Here is a 22,345-nt window from a genome sequence, read left to right on the forward strand (position 1 = left end):
AAAAGGGGCAGGCCCAACGCGGACCTGCCCCTTTCCTTCAGCGTCTGAAACGATTTACTCGGCCTCTTCCACCAACACCAGATCGCGTTCCGACGCGCCCTTGGCATGGCTCAGCGCCTCTTGGTAGCGCGCCGATTCATAGCAGGCATTGGCCGCCTCCAGAGATGGAAAGCGGGCCACCACGTTGCGGGCGTGCTCGCGGCCTTCCTTCTGGATGTAGTTACCGCCACGCGCGAGGAAAACGCCGCCATGTTCGGAAATCGCCTCGGTCGCGATGGCCGCGTATTTCTTGTAGGCCTCTTCGTCCGTCACCGTCACATGGGCGATCCAGAATGCACCTGCCATGGTTCAAACTCCCTTCAATACGTCTTCTGCTGCGGCGATGGCCTTGTCGGCCCCGCCGATATCCTTGCCACCGCCTTGCGCCATGTCGGGTCGGCCACCGCCACCCTTGCCGCCAAGCTCGACCACGGCCGCTTTCAGCAGATCCACCGCCGACAACCGGTCGGTCAGATCAGCGCTGACCCCGGCGGCCACGGCGACCTTGCCCCCCGCTTCCGCCATCAGCAGCACGGCAGAACCCTCGCCCATCCGCGCCTTGTGCTCGTCGATCAGGCCCGGCAGATCCTTGCCCGTCACGCCCTCCAGCACCTGCGCAAGGAAGGTGATGCCGTTCACCTGCTTGTCCGCCGGGGCAGAAGAACCCCCGCCACCCGCCATGGCAAGCTGCTTGCGCAGTTGCGACACCTCGTTTTCCAACGACCGTCGCTCGGACATCAAGCCCTGCACCCGGTCAAGCACCTCACCCGGCTGGGTCTTGAGCGCCGCCGCCACGCGGCCAAGCCGGGCGTCCTGTGCGCTGAGGTGGTTGAAGGCCGCAGCCCCGGTCAGTGCCTCGATCCGACGCACCCCCGCGCTGGAGGCGCTGTCACCAAGCGTCACGAACAGGCCGATATCGCCGGTCTGCTTCACATGGGTGCCGCCGCAAAGCTCCAGAGAATAGGTCTGGCCATCGGCTCCCTTGCCCGATCCGGCAAGCTTGCCCATCGAGACCACGCGGACCTCGTCGCCGTATTTCTCACCGAAAAGGGCCTGCGCGCCGAGACCACGGGCATCGTCCGGTGTCATGATCCGGGTTTCCACCGGGGCATTCTGACGGATGAAGGCGTTGACCTCTTCCTCGACCCGTTTCAGCTCATCCTCGGTCAGCCCCTTGGAATGGCTGAAGTCAAAGCGCAGCCGGTCCGGCGCGTTGAGTGAGCCGCGTTGTGCGACGTGATCGCCAAGCGCGCGCCGCAGCGCCTCGTGCAGCAGGTGCGTCGCCGAATGGTTGGCGCGGATCGTGCTGCGCCGCGCGTGATCTACCTCCAGTTCTGCGGCCTGCCCCTTGGTGATCTCGCCCTGTGCGATTTCGGCCATGTGCAGGAACAGCCCCGCAACCTTCTTGGTGTCCGTGACGGTGGCCACGCCGCTGTCGGTCCTGATGGTGCCGGTATCGCCCACCTGGCCACCGGATTCACCATAGAACGGGGTCTGGTTCATGATCAGCACCACGCTGTCGCCCTTGGTGGCCACGTCTGCCTCGGTCGCCGCCTTGACCACGGCCACGATCTGGCCCTCTGCCGTTTCGGTATCGTAACCAAGAAATTCGGTCGGCCCGTTGGTCTCTTCAAGGTCAAACCAGATCGCGGCATCCGCCGTCTCACCCGAGCCGGACCACGCCGCGCGGGCCTTGGCCTTCTGTTCGGCCATCGCGGCGTCGAAGCCGTCAGTATCGACCGAACGGCCTTGTTCACGCAGCGCATCCTGCGTCAGGTCGAGCGGGAAGCCGTAAGTGTCATAGAGCTTGAACGCCGCCTCGCCGGGCAGCGCCGCGTCCTCTGGCAGATGCGCCAGCTCGTCATCCAGCAGACGCAGGCCGCGATCCAGCGTCTGGCGGAAGCGGGTTTCCTCCAGCTTCAGGGTTTCCTCGATCAGCGCCTGCGCCCGGCCCAGTTCCGGGTAGGCCTGCCCCATCTGGCTGACAAGCGACGGCACCAGCCGGTGCATCAGCGGATCCGCCGCGCCCAACAGATGCGCGTGCCGCATTGCCCGCCGCATGATCCGGCGCAGCACGTAGCCGCGCCCTTCGTTCGACGGCATCACACCATCGGCAATCAGGAACGAGGTCGACCGCAAGTGGTCCGCGATCACCCGGTGATGCACGTTCTTCGGGCCGTCGGGATCAACGCTTGTGGCATGGGCGCTCGCCTCGATCAGCGCCCGCATCAGGTCGGTGTCGTAATTGTCGTGCTTGCCCTGCAACAGCGCGCCGATCCGCTCCAGGCCCATACCCGTGTCGATCGACTGCATGTCCAGTTCCCGCATCGAGCCGTCTTCGAACTGCTCGTTTTGCATGAACACGATATTCCAGATCTCGATGAAGCGGTCGCCATCCTCTTCCGGGCTGCCCGGAGGCCCCCCCCAGATATGGTCGCCGTGGTCGTAGAAAATCTCGGTGCAGGGCCCACAGGGACCGGTCGGGCCCATTTGCCAAAAATTGTCCGAGGTCGCGATGCGGATGATCCGGTCTTCCGGCACGCCAACCTTCTTCCAGATCTCGAACGCCTCGTCATCGGTGTGGTAGACCGTCGCCAGCAGGCGGCTCTTGTCGATGCCGAAATCCTTGGTGATCAGATCCCAGGCGAAAGGGATCGCTTCGGTCTTGAAATAATCGCCGAAACTGAAATTCCCGAGCATTTCGAAGAACGTGTGGTGGCGCGCCGTATAGCCGACATTGTCGAGGTCGTTGTGCTTGCCCCCGGCCCGGACGCATTTCTGCGAACTGGTCGCGCGTGTGTAGTCGCGGTGCTCGACCCCGGTGAACAGGTTCTTGAACTGCACCATGCCCGAATTCGTGAACATGAGCGTCGGGTCGTTGCGCGGAACAAGCGGCGAGCTTGGGACCACTTCGTGCCCGTTACGAGCGAAGAAGTCGAGGAAGGTGGAGCGAATGTCGTTCAGGCTGGCCATCTTGGCGGGGCCCCTTTCCTGCAGGCAAATTGCGTCCCATGCGATGTAAACCCGGTCCGCCGCACTGTCCACAGGGCAATGGAGGCAAATGCGAAAGGCGGCCCACAGCGGGGCCGCCCTGAAGAGTCAAAGGATGGGGGGATCAGTCCTCGACCATGTCCTGATCGTCGTCGCCCATCTGGAAATCCAGTCCATGCGCGGCGCGGATCTTGTCTTCGATCTGCATCGCGACAGTCGTGTTTTCCCGCAGGAAGGTCTTGGCGTTCTCTCGCCCCTGCCCGATGCGTTCATCGCCATAGGAATACCAACTGCCGGATTTTTCAACCACGCCGGCCTTGACCCCAAGGTCGATCAACTCACCGGTCTTGGAGATGCCTTCGCCATACATGATGTCGAATTCCACCTGCTTGAACGGTGGTGCCACCTTGTTCTTGACCACCTTCACCCGGGTGGCGTTGCCGACCACCTCGTCACGGTCCTTGACCGAGCCGATGCGGCGAATGTCCAAGCGAACGGAACTGTAGAATTTCAGGGCGTTGCCGCCCGTCGTCGTTTCCGGGCTACCGAACATGACGCCGATCTTCATCCGGATCTGGTTGATGAAGACCACCATGCATTTGGACCGCGAAATCGAGCCGGTGAGTTTGCGCATGGCCTGGCTCATCAGCCGGGCCTGCACCCCGACCGAGCTGTCGCCCATGTCGCCCTCAAGCTCGGATTTTGGGGTAAGGGCGGCGACCGAATCGACCACCACCATGCTGACCGCGCCGGAACGCACCAGCGTGTCGGTGATCTCCAGCGCCTGCTCACCGGTGTCGGGCTGCGAAATCAGCAGTTCGTCCAGATCGACGCCAAGCTTTCTGGCGTAGAGCGGGTCCAGCGCGTGTTCTGCATCCACAAAAGCACAGACCCCGCCCTTCTTCTGCTCTTCCGCGATACAGTGCAGCGTCAGCGTGGTCTTGCCGGAGCTTTCGGGACCATAGATTTCGATGATCCGCCCCTTGGGCAAGCCGCCGATCCCGAGGGCAATGTCGAGCCCGAGCGAACCGGTCGATGTCGACTCGATCTCGGCGACCGGATTGTCGGCGCCGAGCTTCATGATAGACCCTTTGCCGAACTGGCGTTCGATCTGGGCCAAAGCGCTGTCGAGCGCCTTTTGCTTGTCTGCGGATTTGCGGTCGGTCATGTCGAGAAGGTTCGCCGTTGCCATTAATTCCCGCTCCTTATTTCACACCGCAGCACACGCGGCAATGATGCTCATGTTCGCCTCTTGTTCTCAACTCCTTTTGGGACCAAAACGCGAACATTTCAAGTCAATTCTTGTGGAACCCAGTTTTTTCCGGGAAGGGTTAAAATTGCGTTTATGGTGATGGGAAAAGGGGAGACTTGGCGAATGTTGGTGTTCTGGAAACAGAAAATCGTGCTGCTGGCGGTGCCGAAAACGGGAACGACGGCCTTGGAATCGGCCCTGTTGCCCCATGCCAGCGCCGCTATTCTGGACCCACCGGGGCAAAAGCACGTGTCCGCCGCGCAGTATCGCAACCGGCTGTCGAAGTTTTTCGAACAACGCGGAAATCGCCCCATGGAAGTCTACGCCGTGATGCGCGAACCGGTTGAATGGCTGGGCAGTTGGTATCGGTATCGCAGCCGCCCACAGCTCGATGGCAAATCGAATTCGACGGCGGGGATGAGCTTCGATGATTTCGTCGATGCATGGCTTGCCCCGAAACGCCCGGATTTCGCCGATGTCGGGTCGCAGGCCACATTTCTGACCGATGACCAAGGGCGCCTCGCCGTGGATCGGGTCTTTCGCTACGATCAGATGTCCGACCTTGTAGACGTATTGGAGACGCGCCTTGAAACCTCGCTCGATCTGCCCCGCGCGAATGTCTCGCCGCAGGCGCCAGTCGCGTTGTCCGAGGCGATGCAGTCTCGATTGCACCGAGAGGCTGCGGCCGAATTCGATCTCTGGACCTGTATCTGACGCATGCCCCGGTCAGGGCAATTGCCGCTGAACGGTCATGGTCAGGTCCTGAAGGGTAAAGGGTTTCGCGAGGAATACCGAATTGGGCACCTTGGCCTCCATGGCATTCAGGACATCCTCGGCATAGCCCGACACGAAGACGACCTTGACGTCCGGGCGTGTTTTCAGCGCCTCGCATACCCATGTCGGCCCATCCATTCCGGGCATGATCACGTCGGTCACAAAGATATCGACCGCCAGTTCCTGGTCGCGCAGCATGTCGAGGGCGACTTCGGCATTCTCGGCCTCCAACACGGTGAAGCCGCGCAACCGCAAGGCCCGTGAGGCGAAGGCCCGCACAGAAGCCTCGTCCTCGACCAGGAGAACGACGGCCTCCGCTCCGGTTTCCGATAGCTGGGTGGGAAACAACCTGGCTGTGTCCAGGTCCTCCTCGACGATCAGAGAGGGGTCATGCGCCGGGAAATAGAGGGTAAACGCCGAACCTTTGCCGACCACACTGTCGGCGAATACGAACCCGCCCGATTGCTTGACGATGCCATAGACCATCGACAGGCCCAGACCGGTCCCCTCTCCCGTGGGTTTGGTGGTGAAAAACGGCTCGAAAATTCGGGTTATCTGGTCCGGCGGAATACCGACACCTTCATCCGATATCCGGATTGTAACGTAGTCCCCCGGCGGCACCTCGGCCCGGTCTCGGCGGAGCGGGCTGGTAAGGGCAACAACCCGTGTTTCCACAAGGATCGTGCCCCCCTCTGCCATCGCATCGCGGGCATTGACGACAAGGTTCATGATCACCTGGTCCAATTGACGCCGGTCGACGCGGATCGGCTTCAACGCCGGATCGTGATCGAGCGTCAGCCCCACCCGTTCTCCCACCAGACGGTTGAGCAAGTGCGCAAGGTCCGACATGGACGCGCGCAGATCGACGATCTCTGGGCGCATTGTCTGTTTGCGCGAAAAGGCGAGCAGTTGGCCGACGAGACTGGCCGCCCGGTTGGCATTCTGCTGGATCTGGGCAAGGTCGGCGAAATCGGGCTCGCCCTGGTCATGGCGCAACATCATCAGGTCGCAATGGCCGGTAATGGCCGTCAGCAAGTTGTTGAAATCATGGGCAATGCCACCGGCCAATTCGCCGATGGCCTGCATCTTCTGGCTCTGAACGAATTGTTGTTCCATCGACTTCAGGGCCGTTGCATCGTGCAGCACGCCCAGCAAGGTTGGCCCGCCCTCGCCCGTGATCCGGCCCAGGGTGATTTGCACGAAGCATTCTTCATCGCGCAGGCAGGCCCGCACCATTTCCGGGCGCGACGGTATCCGCTCTTCCAGCGTATCGGACAGCCAGTCGTTGATCGGGCGCCCCAGCCCCTCGACCACGTCCGACAGGTCCAGATCGCTGCCGGGATGAAGGTTGAGCAAGGTCTGGGCCCGCGGGTTCGCGGCCAGGATTCGGCCATCGCCTGCGATATGGACCAAGGCCACGGGCAGCGCCCCGAAGGCGCGCGCGGCAACGCTGTCTTCTACCGGCAGCAGGTCCACCGGCAGAATGTAAATCTCTCGGCGGCCATCCCCGCCCGATTGCAGGTCGATCGCCACGACCTCGATCCAGCCCTCTGCCCCCCTAAGACGCAGGCGCTGACCCGATTGCACCGGCAGGTGTTCGAACACATCGGACAGGGCGCGCTTGCGGTGGCCGAGCGTTCGCCGCATCGCGTCATTCATCGACAGGATCGTGCCATTGCGGCTGACCACCATCATCGGCAGGCTTCCGGCGGCACCGCGGACGGGCGTGTCACCGCCATCTTCGACGCGCCAGATGGTTCCGGAGCCGACGCGATAGGCCGTGACAAAGACCGCCCCGCGCACCGTAACCACCGCTTCCTGCGCCGAGGGCGCGCGCACAAGCGTCGATTCCAGCCGAAAGGCGACGGCAGAGGCATTGGGCAACGCCCTGGAAAGAGCGCGGGACATGGGCTGTCCCTGGCACGCGCCGAAACGGGTTTCAGCCGCGGGGTTCTGGGTCAGGATCGAGCCATGACGATCTGTGCAAAAGACCGGGGCGGGATCGGTCGCAGCGGTGGACATGGCCAGCGCGAGGCGGGCCTTGTCGCGCCGTTGGAGGCGATTGTGACCGATGCTGAGCAGCGCAGCAGAGGCGACGATCGAGGCAGAGACGGCCAGCGCCGACGCCTGAACGACCAACTCTTCCGCGATGAACGCCACCGGCAGACAGGCAAGCGCGGCAAGGATGAGCACCCAAAACGGCCGCAGGCGCAAACGGGCTGTGCGCTTGCGCGCTACGATTGACTGTTCAGCCACCCTGATCCTCCGGCTCGATTCCTCGACCGCGATCACAGCAGAAAAGTCTTAATGCCCCCTTAACGCTCCGACGCGCCGTTTTGCAGTTCCGCGACGTAGAACCCGTCCGAGGCGTCAAGCGGGCCATAGCGGCGCTCTTGCAGAACTTGCCAATCAGACCCGGCCACCGCGGTGGCTACCACCCCCCCATTCTCGGCCTCCAGCATGGAACAGGTCATGTAGATCACGCGTCCACCATGGCCGACAAGCCCTTGAGCTTGCGCGATAATATCTTGTTGCTGGCGCCCGAGATCAGCCAGCGATTCCGGCGTCAAGCGCCACTTCGCCTCGGGGTCGCGCCGCCATGTCCCCGACCCGGAACATGGCACATCGCACAACACCAGATCGTAGGGCGCATGACCCGGCACATCTTCGGTCGTCACGGATGTATAGGCCACACCGGCCCGCGCCGCGCGCTCTGCCAGGTCGGTCATGCGTTTGGGGTTGGCATCGTGGGCAAACAACATCGCGCGGGTGTGATCGGCAATGGCCAAGGTCTTGCCGCCACCGCCGGCGCAATAGTCCAAGATGCGTCCGGTTCCCGGCCAGTCGATCCCGGCGCAGGCCAGTTGCACAGACAGGTCCTGGATCTCGACAAGGCCGTCCGTGTAGACGATCGACTGGTGCAGCTTTCGCCGCCCCTCGACAACCTCCAGGGCGCTGGACAAGTCAGTTTTTATCGTTTCAATACCGTCTCTTGCCAGCCGATCCGCAACGTCTTCAGCCGTCGCTTTCCGCTGGTTGACCCGCAGGTAGAGCGGCGCGCGGGCCTGCAGGCAGGCCACCACATCATCGGCGCGATGCCCAAGGCTGTCGCGCAGCGGGACGTGCAACCAGTCGGGGATGTCTCGCCATGGGTCAAAGGCGGCGCCTGAAACGGAGGCCTCGGCAGACGACAGCGGGGCGGGTGCATGGCCCTCGCCCGTGAACAGCGTTTCGGGCGCAATCCCTTGCAGCCGCAGAAGGCCCGACATCACGGACCGGCCCGCTTCCCCGCCGCCAAGCATCGCCGCGTTGCCCTTGCAGCGCAGCGCATCATAGACGTGGTCGCGCACCGCAGCCCGGTCCTTGGACCCGGCATAGCGCGCGCCACGGGCCCATCCGGTCAACGCCTTTTCGGCGGCGGTGCCGTCCAACCAGCGATCCAGAACCTCAATGGCCGCCGCAATGCGGGCCGCAGGGGTCATCGCACCACCTCAAGAACGCAGGACAACCTTAACCACCCAAACGATAATTCGGGCTTTCGCGGGTGATCTGCACATCATGAACATGGCTTTCGCTCAGGCCCGAGCCGGTGATGCGCACGAAGCGGCAGCCGCCGCGCATGTCATCGACCGTGGCCGAACCGGTATAGCCCATGGCCGCCCGCAGACCGCCCACCAGCTGGTGCACAACCGCGTTGGCAGACCCCTTGTAGGGCACCTGCCCCTCGATCCCTTCGGGCACCAGCTTGTCGCTGGCCGCATCCTTCTGGAAATAGCGGTCAGCCGACCCTCGTGCCATGGCGCCAAGGCTGCCCATCCCGCGATAGGATTTGAAAGACCGGCCCTGATAGAGGATGACTTCGCCGGGGCTTTCGTCGGTGCCCGCAATCATGCTGCCCACCATGGCGCAATTGGCGCCCGCCGCGATGGCCTTGGCGAAATCGCCGGAATACTTGATGCCGCCATCGGCGATGATCGGCGTGCCGCTGTCGGCGGCAGCGGCGGCACAATCGAGGATGGCGGTCAACTGCGGCACGCCCACGCCCGCAACGATCCGCGTGGTACAGATCGACCCCGGCCCGATCCCCACCTTGATCGCATCCGCACCGGCCCCGATCAGCGCCTTGGTCGCCTCTGCCGTGGCAACGTTGCCCGCGACAACCTGCACGGCATTGGACAGGCTTTTCACACGCTCGACAGCTCGCGCCACGCCTTCGGAATGGCCGTGGGCCGTGTCAATCACGATCAGGTCGCAGCCCGCGTCGATCAGCGCCTCGGACCGCTCAAAGCCCGCATCGCCCACCGTGGTTGCCGCCGCCACCCGCAAGCGGCCCAGGTCGTCCTTGCAGGCGGTCGGGTTCAAAACGGCCTGTTCCGTGTCCTTCAGGGTCAACAGGCCGGTCAGCTTGCCGTTCTCGTCCGAGACCAGCAGCTTCTCGATCCGCCGCGCCTTCATCAGCGACTTGGCTTCCTCCAGGTCGGCGGGCTCTCGCAGCATCGCCAGATCGTTCGAGGTCATCATCACATGCACCGGCGTATCGTCCGAAGTGGCAAAGCGCATGTCGCGGTTGGTGACGATGCCGACCACATGGCCCTTTTCGTCCACCACCGGGAAGCCGGTGAAGTTATAGCGTTCGATAAGCGCCTTGGCGTCGGCCAGCGTCTGATCGGGGCGTAAAGTCACCGGATTGTAGACGATACCGGATTCAAAGCGCTTTACCCGCCGCACTTCGCGGGCCTGTTCATCGACCGTCAGGTTCCGGTGGATCACCCCCATACCGCCCGCCTGCGCCATGGTGATCGCCATACGGCTTTCGGTGACCGTATCCATGGCCGAGCTAAGCAGCGGGATGTTCAGGCTGATGGTCTTTGTGACCCGCGTCCGCGTGTCAGCGTCGCTCGGCAGGACCGAGGATGCACCGGGCACGAGAAGGACGTCGTCGAAGGTAAGTGCCTCACGAATCTCCATGGGGGCCTCCTTGGGCAGGGAGTTTCATTTGGCACGTCCCTATCTCATGGGTCGGGGGGAAGGGAAAGCCCAAAATCGAGTGCTGCGACGGGAAAACAACCCCGCCCGTTGCCTCTCTGCCGCGTGCCGAGACATCCTTGGCCCAGGAGGACCGACCCCAAGTGGCCGACAAGGCCCTGCCCACGCCGCGCCTTAGCCGCGAAAGCCGGTCGCCACGACAAACTTCTCAGAGGAATCCGAGCGGCTCGCCTCGGGTTTGACATTGGCGACCTTGGTGAATTTCTGCTTGAGAAGCTGCTGCAAGTCGCCCTCGGCCCCGCCCGCCAGAACCTTGGCCACGAAAGTGCCGCCCTCTTCCAGCACGTCAAAGGCCAGATAGGCGGCGGCCTCGCACAGCGCGATGATGCGCAGGTGGTCGGTTTGTTTGTGCCCCGAGGCAGAGGCGGCCATGTCGCTCATCACAACGTCGGCCTTGCCGCCAAGCCAGGCCTTCACCTTGTCGTCGGCGCCGTCCTCCATGAAATCGAGCTGGTGGATCTCGCAGCCAGCGATCGGCTCGACCTCCTGCAAGTCGACGCCCAGAATGGTGCCCACCTTCTTGCCTGCCTTGTCGCCAAGCGCATTCACGCGCTTCACGGCCACCTGGCACCAACCGCCCGGCGCGCAGCCAAGATCGACGACCCGCGCGCCAGGCACGAGGAAGCGATACTTGTCGTCAAGTTCAAGGATCTTGAAGGCGGCCCGTCCGCGATAGCCCTCGCGCTTGGCGCGCAGCACATAGGGATCGTTGAGCTGACGCTCCAGCCACAGCGTCGAGGACAGCTTGCGCCCCCGGGCCGATTTGACCTTCACCCTCAATTCGCGCTGCCCGCGCCCGCTTGTCTTGCGTGCCATCCGATGCCCTTCCTTGCGGCCCTGTTTACCCTGCCGTCCGGCCAACGGAAAGCCCCGTCACAACGCGTCCCACGCAGCCTAGCGGGCCACGCAACACCAGTCGTCAGGAAGGGATTGGAGCGGGTAACGGGAATCGAACCCGTAACTTAAGCTTGGGAAGCTCGCGTGATACCTTTTCACCATACCCGCGCTCTGGGAGGCTGAGGTAATCCGGGCCGCGCGGACAGTCAAGACGCGTTCGATGGCTTTGCGGGCGCCGGGGGCACATTTCGCGGTCGACCGAACCGCCAATCTGCCCGGCATGACAGACACGGTCCAGCCGATAGCGGTAACGGCAAGTGGCGCGCGCGGCGATGTGCGTTTGCGGCCCCCCCACCGAAACCGCGCGTGTTGGAATCCGGCACGGCGGTTACCCCCTTGATCGTCAGCCCCTCCGACGCCGACGGCGACCGCCTTCCCCACCGCCACCGGAGGCACCGTAGTTCACATCAGGCAACGGCACCACGCTGGACAGGATCGGGAATGGCTCCACCGAATTGGGAATGGCAGAGGCATTGACGAAATGCTCCTGAAACTTGGGCTCCACCGCCGTTTCCACCTTGTGGATCTGGCCGACGACCTGCTCGATCCGGCTGCGCGCGGCCCGCGAGCAGAGCGCGATGCGCGCACCGTGACCGGCCGCGTTGCCCGCCGAGGTCACCTTGTCGAGCGGCGCGTCGGGGATCATGCCAAGAACCATCGCATGTTTCGGGCTGATATGGGCCCCAAACGCCCCTGCCAGCGTCACCCGGTCGACGGTATCGACGCCCATCTCGTCCATCAGCAGGCGCGCACCTGCATAAAGTGCCGATTTCGCCAGTTGGATCGCACGGATGTCGCCTTGGGTGACGGTAATCCGTGGCCCGCCATCGGCGCTGCCGTCATGGATCAGGTAGGCATGGGTCCGCCCCTCTGGCTCGCAACGCGGGGTGCCGACCTGTTCTGCCGACCCGATCAGGCCCGACGGGTCCAGCACGCCTGCCATGCGCATTTCGGCCACCGCCTCGATGATGCCCGAGCCGCAGATGCCGGTGACACCGGTCGCGGCGCTTGCCTCGGCAAAGCCCGGATCGTCTGACCACAGGTCGCAGCCGATGATGCGGAAGCGAGGCTCCTTCGTTTCGGGGTTGATCTCGATACGCTCGATGGCGCCCGGCGCGGCCCGTTGACCAGAGGAAATCTGTGCCCCCTCGAAAGCCGGTCCGGTTGGGGAAGAGCAGGCCAGAACCTTGTGCTTGTTGCCAAGCAGGATTTCAGCATTGGTGCCGACATCGACAACCAGCACCAGGTCTTCCGACAGGTTCGGCTCCTCCGACAGCGCAACGGCAGCGGCATCCGCGCCCACATGGCCCGCGATGCAGGGCAGGATATAGACCTGCGCCTCGGGGTTTATGGCGGTCAGGTCAAGCGCCACCGCCGGCAGCGTCATCGAAGAGGAGGTGGCCAAGGCAAAAGGCGCCTGCCCAAGCTCTACCGGGTCGATGCCGAGCAGCAAATGGTGCATCACCGGGTTACAGACAAACACTGTCTCGACGATCAGGCGCGGGTCGATGCCGCCCTCTTCCGCGATTTCGCTGGCCAGCGTGTTGATCGCGTCGCGTACGGCGGTGGTCATCTCGACATCCCCGCCCGGATTCATCATGGCATAGGACACCCTGCTCATCAGATCTTCGCCAAAGCGGATCTGCGGGTTCATCAGGCCTGACGACGCCAGAACGTGACCATCGGACAGATCGCATAGATGCGCGGCAATGGTGGTGGAGCCGAGGTCGATCGCCAACCCGTAAATCCCGCTCTCGTGCAGGCCCGGCCAGATATCGAGAATGCGAGAGCCCTCGCCCCCCTGCCCCATGTAAAGCGCCACGGTGACCTGCCATTTGCCCTTGCGCAACGCCGGTTGCAGCTTCTTCAGGATCGGCAGGCCAGCCGAGACATCCTCGATCTGCCATTGCGCGGACAGGGCCTTGCGCAGACGCTCCAGGTCGCCCGAAGGTTCGTGCATGTCCGGCTCGTCGACCTCGACGAAGACCAGCCGCGTGGCCGGGTCCATGATGATGGGCCGCGCCGACGCCGCCTTGCGGACGACCTGACGATGCACCTGGCTTTCCGACGGCACGTCGATCACGACATCGCCCTGCACCGTGGCCTGACAGCCAAGGCGCCGACCGGTTTTCAAACCGCGCACCCGATCGTACCGGGCTTCGACCGCGTTCCATTCCGAAAGGGCATCTTCCCGCACGGTTACGCCGTGCTTGGGAAAATCGCCATAGGACGGGGCAATCTGGCACTTGGAACAAATGCCCCGCCCGCCGCAGACGGAATCAAGGTCGACCCCCAGTTTGCGGGCTGCTGTCAGGATGGGGGTGCCCGCCGGGAAACGGCCCCGTTTGCCCGAGGGGGTGAAGATGACGAGAGGATCTTGAGACATGCGCGCGCCTTTTTCCTTTTGTCCTGTTGTATCTCTCCCCGCAGCGGGGAAAAGCCGTGAAACGTCATTCTCCGGCCAGCCAGCGGCATTGCCCGGCCTGTCAGCTCAATTCGGCAACCACGGCATCCAGCCCGAACTGCCGGCGCTCCACATGAAAACCGGGAAGGGCAGGATCGCAACGGTCAGCAACAAGACCGTCTTGCGCGGCACGAAAAGACCGCTCGCCCCGGCCATCAGGCAAATCCCGCCGCCGCCGCCGATCAGCCCAGACCCCGGCATGTTGATCAGTGCGGCCATGGCCAGATAGCGGTGACGCAGGGCCATTTGCGAAAACCGGTGCGGCAGGGCCGATGCCAGCATCTCGACCCGCTGGTCGGGCGAGAGGGGATCGAGCTGTTCAACCAGTTGGGCCGCGCGGGTCAGGTGCAGATCGAGGAACAAGTGGCGCAGCGACCGGATCGGCACCAGCCGCCCCACGCAATAGGCCAGCATCAACCCCGCCAGCGTCGATATGTAGATCGGCACCGCGAATTCCGGTCCGCGCAACATGAGCAGGGCGATGGCGATCTCGATCCCCGGCACGAAGGGCACGGCAATCAACAGCCCGTAGCAGAGAAATATCGCAACGAATACGAGACGGTGCATCGGCGCCTGAACATGCGCGGGAAGGGAATCGACCCAAGCCAGGGCCACGCCAATCAGACCGTGCGCCAGCAGCACCACGCCGACCAGAACCGCCAGCTTCAGGGCCAGCCGTGGCAGGGCCTCGCGCCATGATGGCGGGGCGGCGGGGGGGCGAGAATGCTCGGACATGGGCCTGTCGGACTGCGAAGATGAGCGCTGGATGTAGGCGAAAACGCAGCCGGAAAGAAGATTTTTCCGGAAAAATCTTCTTTCCGCACCGGCGCCTGACAGTATTTTCGTGAAAATTCCGTCAGGTCCACTGAGAAATCCCTTCAAGAAGGGAATTCTCAGCAAATCAGCCGCACGTCTCGGGGATCGCAGATGATCACGACCTGGTGGCCAGCCTCCACAAGGTGAAATCCGCGGCGGCGCACGGCCAGTTCCAAGCGGGCAAGGCCAATCTCGCGTTCCACGTCAGCCTTGCGCCGCCGGATGACACCGCCCGATTGCACGGCCTTGGCCCAGAATATCTGGTTGAACCAAACATCGTTTCCGTGACTTGGGCGAAGATGGCGAATATCGCCACCCTCGCCCGGAACCGGTTAACGCTGGATCAAGCCCGGCGACGTCCGCCGCGACGCCCGCCCCGGCCTCCGCCGGCCGCCATGGCGGCCTTGGCCGCGTCAGGGAAGGGGGTGCCTTCCTTGGTCGCTTCCAGCACCTTGGCGAAGTTGATCCACTTGCCGCCGTTCGGGTCGTGGTTCATCAGGAAGTTGGCGGCGTTGATCGCCTCCATCTCCACCGGGCGCACCGGGTTCATGATGGCGCTGGTCATGCCCGCGCCGATGGCCATCGGCAGGAAGGCCGCGTTGATGCCGTGGCGGTTGGGCAGTCCGAAGCTGATGTTGGACGCGCCACAGGTAGTGTTCACCCCCAGTTCCTCGCGCAGCTTGCGCACAAGGGTAAAGACCTGCTGACCCGCAGTCGCCATCGCGCCCACCGGCATTACCAGCGGATCGACCACGATGTCATGGGCGGGAATGCCGAAATCGGCCGCCCGTTCCACGATTTTCTTGGCCACGGCAAAGCGGACGTCGGGGTCTTCCGAAATCCCGGTGTCGTCGTTCGAAATCGCCACGACAGGCACGTTGTATTTCTTGACCAGCGGCAGAACCAGCTCCAGCCGGTCCTCTTCCCCGGTGACCGAGTTCAGCAGGGGGCGGCCTTCGGCGGCGGCAAGACCGGCTTCCAACGCGGCGGGAACCGACGAGTCGATGCACAGCGGCGTGTCCACCAGACCCTGCACAAGCTGGATCATCTTGACCATGAGCGGCGGCTCGGTCTCGTTCGGGTTGGGGTTCGAGTTGTAGACCACGCCCGCATTCACATCGAGAACCATCGCCCCGCAGGCGACCTGCTCCAGCGCGTCCTTTTCGACAGTCGAGAAATCGCCCGCTTCCAGTTCGGCCGCCAGCTTCTTGCGGCCGGTGGGGTTGATGCGTTCGCCGATGACGCAGAACGGTTCGTCAAAGCCGATGACGACGGTTTTGGATTTGGATTCGAGAACGGTACGGGTCATTGGCTCTTTCTCAATTCTGGTTTGCGGGGACGCCGGACGCGCCGCCGTTGTCGATGGCCCACTGGGCATTGGTCTTGATGCCGCCGAGCGGGAAGAAGTGGACCTTCTCGATGTTGAAATCCGGGTTGGCGGCCTTGTGCGCGGCCAGTTCGTTCAGGATTTCGTTCGGCTCGAAGGGCATCAGCAGCTTGGTCACGTCCTTGGCGCGTTTTTGCAGCACTTTCAGCGACGGACCGACCCCGCAAGCGATAGCGAACTTGATCAGGGTCTGCAACTTGGCGGGGCCAGCGATACCGATATGGATGGGCAGGGCGATGCCCTCTTCGGACAGGCGATTGGCCCAGGCGATGACCGGCTTGGCCTCGAACGCGAACTGGGTGGCCATCGCCATCTTGGCGTCGGTCCGTTCCGAGAAGGACTGCTTCCAGCGCAGCGCGTCCATCACGGCGGCGTCGCCCCCGTCGGGGTCGATGTCGCGGTTACCTTCGGGGTGACCGGCCACGTGCAGGCGCTGGAAGCCGGCCTTGTCGAACAGACCGGTTTCCATCAGCTGCATGGAGCTGTGGAAATCGCCATGGGGTTTTTCCACGCCACCGGCCAGCAGCAGCGCCTGTTTCACATTTGCTTCGCCCTGATACATGGAGATCCAGTTTTCCAGGGTCTTCGCATCCTTGATGATGCGCGCCGGGAAGTGGGGCATCACGTCGTAGCCTTCGCCGTTCAGGCGCTTGGCGGTTTCGACCATGTCCTCGATTGGTGTGCCCTCGATATGGGCGATGTAGACACGGGTGCCTGCGGGCAGCAGGTCGCGGAAGGACTCGACCTTGGACGCGGTGCGCGGCATCACCTCGATGGAATATCCCTCGAGAAAGGCCTCAAGAGCCGCGGTGTTGCCCGAGGGGGCGGCGGGGGCAGCGGAAGAGCGGAATTTGAGCAGGGCCATCAGTTTCTCCCAAAACGAGGGTGGCGGGGCTTTGGTCATTCGGCGGGGGCGTCGGCGTAGCCGTCCTTGGCGATCAGCTGCTTGAGCCTGTCGGCGTCGTATGCGGCATCCAGCGACGCAGCTTGAGCGTTTGCGACCTCCTGCGGGTCTCCTTCGACCTCAAAGGGCTCTGCCTTGCGAAACCCGGACATATAGGCGTCGTCATCCTTGGCCCCGGCCTTCATGGCCGCGCGGTCGATGGCCTGCTCGAACCGCTCGGGCAGCGGCGCCTTGGCCCCGCGTCGGCCCTTTCCGACAATGACCTGCGCGGGAATATCGCGCCAATAGACGATGGTGACGGCTGGCATGTCCTGTTGTCCTCCTGCGTGCGCTCGGCGCATTGCGTGTTGACGGCCACTCTAGGCAACACAACGGCCCCGACCCGTCCCGTTTTCGACGTCAATCCGCGTCCCTGCGACCTGCCTGTTCATGAATAAGGATCGACAGGGGCCAGAGCCACCCCACCAAAAGCCCAAACCGCTCATGAAGATGATGAGCCGGGCCAGACGCCGCATCGTGGGGCGGGCGTGGCCGGTCGGAAGAGACAAAGCGGCGCAAGGGCATTGTAGCCCAGGGGGCGACCGACTATCGTCAGGGGCAAGAGAGAAAAAAGGTACAGGTAAATGGGCCGCCGTCGCCCCCGCCGGGGCAAATCGAAACAAGGCAATCAGAGCCAGAGCGCCGCAGCCGCGCCCCGGATCAGCGCTGTTTCCCCGCCGCCCCCTGCCCCGACCACGTCGCCCCGCCCCGATCCGGCCGACCTTTACGCCGCGCTCGACCTTGGCACCAATTCCTGCCGGATGCTGATTGCGCAACCCAAGGGAAACCAACTTCACGTTGTCGATTCCTTTTCAAAGTCGGTGCAGCTCGGGCTCGGACTGGAAAGCTCGGGTCGGCTGTCGCGCCAATCCATGGCGCGCACGGTGGCGGCGTTGAAAATCTGCAAGAACAAGCTGCAACGCCACGACGTCAAACGCATGCGGCTGGTGGCCACAGAAGCCTGCCGCCGGGCCACCAATGCCGTCGAATTCATCAGCGTTGTGAAACGCGAAACGGGTCTGGCGCTGGAAATCATCGAACCAGAGGAAGAGGCCCGCCTTGCAGTGGTGGCCTGCGCACCGCTGGTCTCGACCCGGACGGAACAATTGCTGGTCGTCGATATCGGCGGCGGCTCCACCGAACTGGTCTGGATAGACCTCAGCCGCGTGCCCCGCGTTGAACGCCCGCGCGCCATCATGCGGCTGCACCAGGGCTTTGACCACCACGACACCATCTTTCCCAAGGCCAAGGTGGTGGACTGGATCTCGATTCCACTCGGGGTGGCGACGCTCAAGGATCTCTATCGCGACGTGCTGGACGATGGCGCACGCTTTGCCCTCATGAGCTGGTATTTCGAGGAACAACTGGCCGAGTTTTCACCCTATGACGACGCTGCCGACCAAGCGCGAGACGGCTTCCAGATCATCGGCACCTCGGGCACCGTCACCACTGTCGCGGCGTCCCATCTCGGGCTGCGCCGGTATGACCGCAACAAGGTCGATGGTCTGCGGATGACCTCGGACCAGATCGACTCGGTCATTCAGGATTACCTGTCGCTCGGCCCCGTCGGCCGCCGCCGCGACCCGCGCATCGGGCGCGACCGTCAGTCACTGATCATGTCGGGCGCGGCGATCCTTCAGGCGCTGTTGCGGGCCTGGCCCACCGACCGCCTCAGCGTCGCCGACCGTGGCCTGCGCGAAGGGCTGCTCTACGCGCAAATGTCCTCCGACGGTGTGCTCGAAGACGGCCCGTTCTGAGAACAGCTCCGCCCGCCCCGCAGCCCTCGAACCGCCCCCTTCTTCTTGGTGAAAATACTCCGGGGAGCGCGAGGGGCAGCGCCCCTCGCCCGGATCGGCGCGCGTCAGCGCGACGATCCCCTTGGCCTCACGCGTGCCCGCCCGTTACATAGCGCACCAACCCAAGGGTCGAGCCATCCTTGCCCGCCCCGTCGGCCTCACCGGTCAGGACCGGGTCCAGCGCCTTGGCCAATTCCTTTCCCAGTTCCACGCCCCATTGGTCATAGCTGTTGATCCCAAGGATCACCCCCTCCACGAACACGCGATGCTCATACAGGGCGATGATCTGGCCCAGAACGAAAGGTGTCAGTTTCGGGTAGAGTAACGTGGTCGAGGGCCGGTTGCCGGGGAACACCCGGTGGTTGGCCTGCCGTGTCAACTCCTCGCCCTTCAGCCCCTTGGCCGCCATCAGCGCCAGTGCCTCATCGACCGGCCGCCCGCGCATCAGCGCCTCGGACTGGGCAAGGCAGTTGGCCACGAGCAGCCGATGGTGATGCGCCAAATCGGGCTCGTGGCCTTCGGCGGCGACGAGGAATTCGCAAGGCACCACGCGGGTGCCCTGGTGAATCAGCTGGTAAAACGCGTGCTGACCGTTGGTTCCCGGCTCTCCCCAGACGATTGGGCCGGAATTCATGGTTAGATCCTGCCCGTCCATCGACACGCGCTTGCCGTTCGATTCCATCTCCAATTGCTGCAAATAGGCGGGCAACCGCAGCAGCCGCTGGTCATAGGGCAGCGCCGCGCGCGTGGCATGGCCCTGCACCTGGTTGTGCCAGATTCCGACAAGCGCCAGCAGCACCGGCAGATTGTCGGCAAGGTCGGCCTCGCGGAAATGGGTATCCATGGCGTGGCCCCCGGCCAGGAACTGGCTGAAATCCTCGGGCCCCACGGCCAACATCATGCCAAGCCCGATCGGCCCCCACATGGAATACCGCCCGCCGACCCAGTCCTCGAAGCCGAAAACCCGCTCCGGCGCAATCCCGAACGCTGCCGTCAGATCGGCCGCCGTGGACAGAGCCACGAACTGGCTGGCCGGGTCGGCCACGGCGCCCGCCATCCAGTCGCGGGCGGTGCGGGCGTTGGTCATGGTTTCGATGGTGGTAAAGGTCTTGGAGGCGACAATGACAAGGGTCCGTGTCGGGTCGAGCCCCTGCAACGTGTCATGGATATGCGCGCCATCGACGTTCGAGACATAGTGTACGCGCGGCCCGTCATGATAGGGGGCCAGCGCCAAAGTGCCCATCACCGGGCCGAGGTCCGATCCACCGATGCCGATATTGACCACGTCGGTATAGGCCCCGCCCTGCCCCACGATCTCACCAGACCGAACGGCAGTGGCAAAAGCTTCCATCCGTGCGCGGGTTTCCAGAACGCCCGGAATGACGTTTTCGCCATCCACCTCAACCACGCCACCGGGTGCACGCAGGGCGGTGTGCAGCACCGCGCGGCCCTCGGTCTCGTTGATCTTCTCGCCGGTGAACATCGCCTCGCGCTTGGCCTCGACCTTGGCGGCGCGGGCCAGTTCCATCAGCAACGACATTGCCCCGGCATCGAGGCTGGTCTTGGAGAAATCGAACAGCATATCGCCCGCACGGCGGCTGAACCCCTCGAACCTGTCGGGATCGTCAAAGAGGTCGAGGATCGAGCGGCCCGCCTTGGCCGCGTTGTGCGCTTTCAGGTCGTCCCAGATCGACATGGGGAGAACATCCTTTTGCTGATAAATCGGGATCGGATCAGGGCGCCCAATGTACGGTTGCGCCCGACAGGACAGCCCGCACCGGGGCCTCGGCCACCGGCAAACGCTGCGCGCGTTCCAGTGCCTCGCGTTTCTCGTCGCCGGCGATAACGATATGGGTCGACACGGCGTCGGCCAGAACCCGTGCCGACAGGGTCACGCGCGGCTCGGGCGCGCCGCCGCCGCGCATCGGCACAAGGATCGGCGCATCGTCGGCCAGCGCGTCGGCCAGCCGATCGGCGCCGGGAAAAAGCGAGGCGGTGTGCATGTCCGCGCCCATCCCCAGCAGCAGCAGGGTGATCGGCAAATAGGGTTCCAGCCGCTTGCCGAGATCATCCACCATATCCTCGGGCTGAGGTGCGGCGGCGTAGAGCGGGGCAAACCGCGCCCGCGCGGCCTTTGACACCAGCAGCCGATCCCGGATCAGCCCGGTGTTCGAGCGCGGGTTGTCAGCAGGCACCCACCGTTCATCCGACAAGAACACCGTCACCCGGTTCCAGTCGAGCGCCTGTTCGCTGAGCACATCGAAGATCGGTCCCGGCGTGGTGCCGCCGGGCACGCAAAAGCTGACCTGATCGTGACGGCGCAGATGGTCGGCCAGTTCGCTGGCCAGCGCATCGGCAAGGTCCAGCATCATCATTTCACGATCGGGGTATTTGATCAGGTTCATCAGGCGGAAATCTCCCTCCAGCGGCGGCCGTCGCGGTAGAGCAGGATCAACGCATCCTCCGGCCCGGCCGTACCCGGTTCATAGGGCAAGGGTACATGTTCAGACCGGGTCCATCCAGCGATGATCGGATCGGTCCAGCCCCACGCGGCCTCGACCTCGTCGCCGCGCATGAACAGCGTCTGGTTGCCCCGGATCACATCCATGATCAGGCGTTCGTAGGCATCCGGGATGTCGGCGACCTCGGGTCCGAGCGCCTCGGCAAAGGTCATGTCCATCGGCACCTCGACCAGGCGCATCCCGCCCGGCCCCGGTTCCTTGATGGTCATGCGCAGGTCGATGCCCTCGTCCGGTTGCAGCCTGATGGTCAGGATGTTGCAGCGCGGGCTGACCGCCTCGGTAAAGATGTTGTGGGGCGGTTCCTTGAACTGGATCACGATCTCGGACATGCGTGATTTCATGCGCTTGCCAGTGCGCAGGTAGAAGGGCGTTCCATTCCAGCGCCAGTTCGAGATATGCAGCTTCATCGCCACGAAGCTTTCCGTGCGGCTGGCGCTGTCCTCCACGTCATCGAGATAGGAGGCTCCGTCCGCCCCGGCCTGATACTGGCCACGCACGATATCGCCGGGCTCCACCGGATCGAGCGCGCGGATCACCTTGAGCTTTTCGTCGCGCACGGCATTGGGTTCGAAATGCGCGGGCGGCTCCATCGCGGTCAGACACAAAAGCTGCATCAGGTGGTTCTGCACCATGTCCCGCATTGCCCCGGACTTGTCGTAATACGACCCGCGCCCGCCGACGCCCACGGTTTCGGCCACGGTGATCTGCACATGGTCGATATATTGCGCATTCCACAGCGGCTCGAACAGCATGTTGGCGAAGCGTACCGCCATCAGGTTCTGCACCGTCTCTTTGCCCAGGTAATGGTCGATGCGGTAGATCTGTGCCTCGTCGAAATGCGTGGCGAGGGTCGCGTTCAGCGCCTTGGCGGTCTCCAGATCGCGGCCAAAGGGTTTTTCGACCACGATCCGGGCGTCATCCCGCGCGATGGCGTTGTCCTTCAGCCGTTCGGCAATGGGGCCGAACAGGCTCGGGGCGACCGAGAAGTAAAACGCCTGCACAGCCTCGGGGCGCATCAGCGCGCGCAGGTCTGCCCAGCCATCGGTGCCCATGGCGTCGATGGGCACATAGCTGAGGCAATCGAGAAATGCCTCGACGGTTTCTGGCACCCGCTTGGCGGGCGACACGAATTCCTCGATCGCCTCTCGCACGAAGGCACGCCACGCATCGCTGTCCTGATCGGTGCGGGCGGCGCCGATGATACGGGCTGCGGGCGGCATCTGTTCGGACCAGAAACGCCGGTACAAGCCGGGCAAGATCTTGCGGCGGGCCAGATCGCCCGTGCCGCCAAAAATGACCAGATCGAAATCGTCCACCGGAATGACGCGCGCGACCATGAGAGTTCCTCCGGAAGTCCTGAAAAGTGACGCAGCCCATCAGGACCGCTGGCAAGCATGTTAGCGCTATCATACGCTCTT

18 protein-coding genes and 1 tRNA gene are annotated in these 22,345 nt (G+C 63.7%); 2 read left to right on the plus strand and 17 right to left on the minus strand.

Annotation, left to right across the window (positions count from 1 at the left end; genetic code table 11):
- Positions 1–54 precede the first annotated feature (54 nt).
- From BKY27_RS04805 to recA, 3 genes are all read right to left on the minus strand, one after another.
- Positions 55–345: a DUF1330 domain-containing protein gene (locus BKY27_RS04805; RefSeq protein WP_071673309.1), complete on the minus strand. Its 291-nt coding sequence runs from the start codon at positions 343–345 to the stop codon at positions 55–57.
- A 3-nt stretch (positions 346–348) separates the two neighbouring features.
- Complete coding sequence (gene alaS / locus BKY27_RS04810; protein WP_071673310.1) at positions 349–3,012, minus strand: alanine--tRNA ligase; 2,664 nt, start codon at positions 3,010–3,012, stop codon at positions 349–351.
- Between the two features lie 142 nt (positions 3,013–3,154).
- The gene (gene recA / locus BKY27_RS04815) at positions 3,155–4,222 is read right to left on the minus strand and encodes a recombinase RecA (protein ID WP_071673311.1); all 1,068 of its coding nucleotides are present in this window, start codon (positions 4,220–4,222) and stop codon (positions 3,155–3,157) included.
- Between the two features lie 183 nt (positions 4,223–4,405).
- Here recA and BKY27_RS04820 point away from each other — a divergent pair, with 183 nt between their 5' ends.
- The gene (locus BKY27_RS04820; RefSeq protein WP_071673312.1) at positions 4,406–4,996 is read left to right on the plus strand and encodes a gamma-glutamyl kinase; all 591 of its coding nucleotides are present in this window, start codon (positions 4,406–4,408) and stop codon (positions 4,994–4,996) included.
- A 12-nt stretch (positions 4,997–5,008) separates the two neighbouring features.
- On the opposite strand, the gene BKY27_RS04825 is transcribed toward BKY27_RS04820, so the two are convergent.
- From BKY27_RS04825 to BKY27_RS04875, 11 genes are all read right to left on the minus strand, one after another.
- Positions 5,009–7,312: a hybrid sensor histidine kinase/response regulator gene (locus BKY27_RS04825; protein WP_233491775.1), complete on the minus strand. Its 2,304-nt coding sequence runs from the start codon at positions 7,310–7,312 to the stop codon at positions 5,009–5,011.
- A gap of 59 nt (positions 7,313–7,371) precedes the next feature.
- Positions 7,372–8,538, minus strand: coding sequence for an RsmB/NOP family class I SAM-dependent RNA methyltransferase (locus BKY27_RS04830; protein ID WP_071673313.1), 1,167 nt, complete (start codon positions 8,536–8,538; stop codon positions 7,372–7,374).
- A 28-nt stretch (positions 8,539–8,566) separates the two neighbouring features.
- A complete protein-coding gene (gene guaB / locus BKY27_RS04835; RefSeq protein ID WP_071673314.1) occupies positions 8,567–10,024 on the minus strand; it encodes an IMP dehydrogenase in 1,458 nt (485 codons plus the stop codon).
- Between the two features lie 192 nt (positions 10,025–10,216).
- Complete coding sequence (locus BKY27_RS04840) at positions 10,217–10,918, minus strand: RlmE family RNA methyltransferase (protein ID WP_071673315.1); 702 nt, start codon at positions 10,916–10,918, stop codon at positions 10,217–10,219.
- Between the two features lie 115 nt (positions 10,919–11,033).
- A tRNA-Gly gene (locus BKY27_RS04845) sits at positions 11,034–11,107 on the minus strand.
- Between the two features lie 235 nt (positions 11,108–11,342).
- Positions 11,343–13,385 (minus strand): ASKHA domain-containing protein, encoded by a 2,043-nt coding sequence (locus tag BKY27_RS04850; protein WP_071673316.1) that lies wholly within the window; start codon positions 13,383–13,385, stop codon positions 11,343–11,345.
- A 105-nt stretch (positions 13,386–13,490) separates the two neighbouring features.
- Positions 13,491–14,198: a hypothetical protein gene (locus BKY27_RS04855; protein WP_071673317.1), complete on the minus strand. Its 708-nt coding sequence runs from the start codon at positions 14,196–14,198 to the stop codon at positions 13,491–13,493.
- A gap of 158 nt (positions 14,199–14,356) precedes the next feature.
- Positions 14,357–14,521, minus strand: coding sequence for a hypothetical protein (locus BKY27_RS20105; protein WP_158514962.1), 165 nt, complete (start codon positions 14,519–14,521; stop codon positions 14,357–14,359).
- Positions 14,522–14,622: 101 nt separating this feature from the next.
- Positions 14,623–15,588, minus strand: a complete 966-nt coding sequence (locus tag BKY27_RS04865; protein ID WP_071673319.1) for a methyltetrahydrofolate cobalamin methyltransferase — start codon at positions 15,586–15,588, stop codon at positions 14,623–14,625.
- Between the two features lie 10 nt (positions 15,589–15,598).
- Complete coding sequence (locus BKY27_RS04870) at positions 15,599–16,531, minus strand: methylenetetrahydrofolate reductase (RefSeq protein WP_071673463.1); 933 nt, start codon at positions 16,529–16,531, stop codon at positions 15,599–15,601.
- Between the two features lie 35 nt (positions 16,532–16,566).
- Entirely contained in the window at positions 16,567–16,878 is a 312-nt protein-coding gene (locus BKY27_RS04875) for a virulence factor (protein ID WP_071673320.1), read from the minus strand.
- A 315-nt stretch (positions 16,879–17,193) separates the two neighbouring features.
- On the opposite strand from BKY27_RS04875, the gene BKY27_RS04880 reads away from it, so the two are divergent.
- Positions 17,194–18,366: a Ppx/GppA phosphatase family protein gene (locus tag BKY27_RS04880; protein WP_071673321.1), complete on the plus strand. Its 1,173-nt coding sequence runs from the start codon at positions 17,194–17,196 to the stop codon at positions 18,364–18,366.
- A gap of 127 nt (positions 18,367–18,493) precedes the next feature.
- Here BKY27_RS04880 and pgi read toward each other — a convergent pair whose 3' ends face one another.
- The 3 genes from pgi to zwf are packed head-to-tail and all read right to left on the minus strand — an operon-like array spanning position 18,494 to position 22,264.
- On the minus strand, positions 18,494–20,101 hold the full coding sequence (gene pgi / locus BKY27_RS04885) for a glucose-6-phosphate isomerase (protein ID WP_071673322.1): 1,608 nt from the start codon (positions 20,099–20,101) through the stop codon (positions 18,494–18,496).
- Positions 20,102–20,138: 37 nt separating this feature from the next.
- Positions 20,139–20,810, minus strand: coding sequence for a 6-phosphogluconolactonase (gene pgl, locus BKY27_RS04890; RefSeq protein WP_071673323.1), 672 nt, complete (start codon positions 20,808–20,810; stop codon positions 20,139–20,141).
- Complete coding sequence (zwf, locus tag BKY27_RS04895) at positions 20,810–22,264, minus strand: glucose-6-phosphate dehydrogenase (RefSeq protein WP_071673324.1); 1,455 nt, start codon at positions 22,262–22,264, stop codon at positions 20,810–20,812. Before zwf ends, pgl begins: the two co-directional genes overlap by 1 nt.
- Positions 22,265–22,345: the final 81 nt, after the last annotated feature.

The sequence above is a fragment of the Nioella nitratireducens genome, from assembly GCF_001879715.1.
Taxonomy (GTDB): domain Bacteria; phylum Pseudomonadota; class Alphaproteobacteria; order Rhodobacterales; family Rhodobacteraceae; genus Nioella; species Nioella nitratireducens.